This window comes from Saccharomonospora iraqiensis subsp. paurometabolica YIM 90007 (genome assembly GCF_000231035.2).
Taxonomy (GTDB): domain Bacteria; phylum Actinomycetota; class Actinomycetes; order Mycobacteriales; family Pseudonocardiaceae; genus Saccharomonospora; species Saccharomonospora paurometabolica.
The window spans coordinates 308187-312163 of the sequence record NZ_KI912247.1 but is presented as its reverse complement, the minus strand read 5'-3'; the positions used below and the strand labels follow the sequence as shown (position 1 = coordinate 312163).

Annotated in this window: 3 protein-coding genes; 1 reads left to right on the top strand and 2 read right to left on the bottom strand. The window is 72.8% G+C overall.

Going from position 1 to position 3977, the window contains the following annotated elements:
* Positions 1 to 1295, bottom strand: a 1295-nt coding sequence (locus SACPADRAFT_RS28120) for an MFS transporter (RefSeq protein ID WP_007026787.1), incomplete at its 3' end; no start/stop codon positions are given.
* A 126-nt stretch (positions 1296 to 1421) separates the two neighbouring features.
* Entirely contained in the window at positions 1422 to 3044 is a 1623-nt protein-coding gene (locus SACPADRAFT_RS0215815) for a peptide chain release factor 3 (protein ID WP_007026788.1), read from the bottom strand.
* A 113-nt stretch (positions 3045 to 3157) separates the two neighbouring features.
* Here SACPADRAFT_RS0215815 and SACPADRAFT_RS29995 point away from each other — a divergent pair.
* Positions 3158 to 3977: ADP-ribosylglycohydrolase family protein (locus SACPADRAFT_RS29995; protein ID WP_084258453.1), on the top strand; the 820-nt coding region annotated here is incomplete at its 3' end.

The window sequence follows — 3977 nt, the reverse complement described above, 5'->3', positions numbered from 1 at the left end:
CCGTCGGCGAGCGCGACCGTGTCGGCGGCCGGTCCGACCCCGGCGGCGTCCGCCCGGCCACCGGGTGCGGGTACCTCCGGCGGGCGCACGAACACCGCCGCCACGATCACCAGCAGTGGCAACGGCAGTGCCCCGAGCAGCGCGGGCGTGTAGCTGGCGGTGGCCTCGTACACGACGGCGAACAGCACCGGGCCGAACGCGGTGGACCCCACACTGACGCCGGTGACCACACCCCGGATCGCGCCGATGTGGGTGGTGCCGAAGTGCCGGGGGAAGGTCGCGGCCTCGATGGCGCGGATACTGCCGTTCGCCGCGCCGAGCAACACGCCCAGCGCCACGGCGGACAGGCCCGGCGTGACCGAGGTGCCCAGCAGCAGTGCGCCACCGAGGAACGCCATGGCGAGTGCGACGAGCACCCGGCTCCGCAGGCGATCGGCCAGCATGCCCACCCCGAGCGTCGACACCAGATTCGCGACGGTCTGCGGCACGAAGTTCGCGGCCGCCTCCACGGTGCTCAGGCCGTGCGCGGTGAGCAGGTCGATCTGATGGAAGTTGATCGCTGTGGACAGCATCCCGGTGGCGGCGATACCGCCGGTGACCGTCCAGAAGAACGGCGTCCGCAGCGCCACGGCCCGGGTGAGGCCCCAGGCCGGGCGGGGCGGTGACGCGGCGTCGGTGATCCTGCCGTCCGGCCGTTGGCCGAGGTCGGCGGGCCGGTCCCGCATCCCCAGCAGCGCCACGGGCAGCACCAGGGCGGCGACGACGAGTCCCTCGATCAGCCACGCGCGCCGCCACCCGGTCTGCGCGATCAGCGACTCCAGCAGCACCGGGGCCAGCGAGATCAGTGAGACCCCGACGGCGTTGACCAGCCCCATCGCGGTGCCCCGCCTGCGGTCGAACCACAGGGCGACCGCGGTCGTCGCGGCCAGGCCGAGTGCGCCCTGCCCGGCCATGCGGATGGCGACGAACCCCGCCGTCAGTCCCACGATCGAGCTCACCGCGGACAGCGCGCACAGGGCGAGCGCGAAGACCGCACCGATCACCGCCATGACCCGGCGCACCCCGAACCGGTCCAGCGCGCGGCCGACGAAGGGCATCGCGACCGCCCCGGTCAGGGTGCCCACCAGATAGGCGGTCGAGATCGCCGAACGGCTGATTCCCAGGTCGGCCAGCATCGGGTCGATGAACACCGACACCGCCGCCGTCTGCCCCGGTGCGGTCGTGGCCACCATCAAGGCCGAGAACCCGACGATGTGCCACCCGTAGAACCCGGACGCCCCCAGACTCCCGCGCACGCCTCCCCCTCCCGAGTTGACCGTGAAGGGCACTTTCCCTGCGTGTCACGCAGCGAGGGGCACATTCACTGCGTCAGACGCAGGGAAAGTGCCCTTCACGGCACACACGCAGGGTGACCGGCCCGGTCAGGTGCCTTCCGCGACGAGGGGTTCCAGGGCGAGGTCCGGGTGGGTGCGGAGGAGGATGCGCATGCTCATGTCGTCGGTGAACAGGGCGAGGTCGGCGCCGTCGGTGCGGGTGAGGACCTCGCTGTTGCGGCCGGAGTCCACCAGTGCGCGCTGCGCCGGGTCGCCCAGCCTGCGCACGGTCGAGTACGGCAGGCGGTCGAGGCGCACCGGCGCGTTGAACTCGTGGGCCATGCGGTGCTCGGCGACCTCGAACTGCATCGGCCCCACCGCGGCGAACACCGGGGTGGCGTCGCCGCGCAGGTCCGAGGTGAGCACCTGGATGACGCCCTCGGAGGCGAGCTGGTCGACACCCTTGCGGAACTGCTTGGCCTTGCTCAGGTCGGCGGGCCGGGCGACGGCGAAGTGCGCGGGCGCGAAGCTCGGCAGACCGGGGAAGCGCACCGCGGGTTTACCGGTGTAGAGGGTGTCGCCCACCCGCAGCGCCGAGGCGTTCACCAGACCGATCACGTCACCGGGATACGCGGTCTCCACCGTGGAACGCTGCGAGCCGAACACCTGGTGCGCGTACTTGGTGGCGAACGGCTTCTTCGTGGTCGCGTTGGTGACCACCATGCCCCGCTCGAACACCCCCGAGCACACGCGGGCGAAGGCCACCTGGTCGCGGTGCGCCCGGTCCATCCCGGTCTGCACCTTGAACACGAACGCCGAGAAGTCCGCGTCCAGCGGGCGCGGGTTCCCGTCCACGTCCGGACGCGGCTCCGGCGCCGGCGCGAGCGAGACCAACAGGTCCAGCAGGTGCTTCACGCCGAAGTTGCGCACCGCCGCGCCGAACAGCACCGGCGTGGCCGAACCGTCGCGGAACCGCGCGGCGTCGAACCCGCCGTCCGAGGCGGTCAGCAGCTCGGTCTCCTCGACGGCCCGGTCCCACTCCTCGCCGTACTCCGCCCCGGCGGCGTCGGCGTCCAGCCGTTCGTCCTCGGCACGTCTCGCGCCGCCCGCGGTGGGGGCGTAGCGCACGAACGACCCGTCGGTGACGTCGAGGACGCCCTTGAGGTGCCCGGAGATCCCGACCGGCCAGGTCAACGGCATCGGCTGCAGCCCGATCCGCTCGGTCAGCTCGTCGCACAGCTGCAGCGCCTCACGACCGGGCCGGTCCCACTTGTTGATGAACGTGATCACCGGGATACCGCGGTGGCGGCAGACGTCGAACAGTTTCAACGTCTGCGGCTCCAGCCCCTTCGCCGAGTCGAGCAGCATCACCGCCGAGTCCACTGCGGACAGTACGCGGTAGGTGTCCTCGGAGAAGTCGGCGTGGCCCGGGGTGTCCAGCAGGTTGATCACCGTGTCGCCGTAGGCGAACTGCAGCGCCGCCGAGGTGATCGAGATGCCGCGGTCCTGTTCCATGGACAGCCAGTCGGAGACCACGCCCGCGCGGTCGCCCTTGCCGTGTACCGCGCCCGCCTCGTTGATCACGTGCGCGTGCAGCGCCAGCGCCTCGGTGAGCGTGGACTTGCCTGCGTCCGGGTGGCTGATGACGGCGAAGGAGCGCCGGCGACGGGCCTCGGCGGCCACGTCCGCCCCGTCGGCGGTCGCGGTGCCCGCGACAGGCTTCACGCTCATGACAGGCTCATCGAACTGTGTTCAGACATACCGGGACGACTATACCCGCGCGGGACGGTACCCTGCCCGTACGGTCCGTGACCGCCGTGGTCACGGACCCCGGGAGGTGGGAGATGTCCACGGTCACCCGGCTCGACCGTGCCCGGGGGCTGCTGCTGGGGCTCGCCCTCGGTGACGCGCTCGGTGCCCCGTTCGAGGGGCACCCCGACGTGACCGAAGCGGACATTCTCGCGCTGGAGCGCGGTGACGGGCCGCTGACGTACACCGACGACACCGCCCTGGCACTGGTGCTCGCCGAACACCTGGCCCGCAGGCTGGGCACCGGACACCCGCTCGACCCGGACACCCTGGCGCTGGAGTTCGCCGAGGCGTGGCGGCGCGAGCCGGACCGCGGCTACGGCGGCAGCGTCCGCGAGGTGTTCCGGCAGATCGACACCGGCGTGCCGTGGCGGGAGGCGGGCGCCACCTTCGGCGGCGAGGGTTCCCTGGGCAACGGCGGCGCGATGCGCGTGGCACCGGTCGCGCTGGTCGCCCCCGACGCGGCCGGGGCGGCGGACCTGGCGCGGCGCAGCGCGGAGGTGACCCACTCCCACGAACAGGGCGTCGGCGGCGCGGTGTGTCAGGCGGTGGCCGCGTACCTCGCCCTGTCCGGCGAGCCCGCGGAGGCCACCGGCGCGGCCCGGTTCGTCGAGGACCTGATGACGGTGCCCGGCGTGGACACGGAACCGTGGGCGGAGAAGCTGGGACTGGTCGCGGCGTTGGCGGTGCGGGACGTGACCCCGGCCGGGGCGGCGGAACAGCTCGGCAACGACGTCACCGCGGCGGGGTCGGTCCCGCTGGCACTGCTGGCGTTCCTGCGGCACCCGGACCGCCCCGGCGACGCGATCCGCTGGGCCGTCCGTGCCGGCGGCGACAGCGACACGATCGCGGCGA

What these genes read in the sequence shown, in the direction of transcription:
- SACPADRAFT_RS0215815 (WP_007026788.1), bottom strand. Translation starts at nt 3,044, where the DNA reads ATGAGCGTGAAGCCTGTCGCGGGCACCGCGACCGCCGACGGGGCGGAC.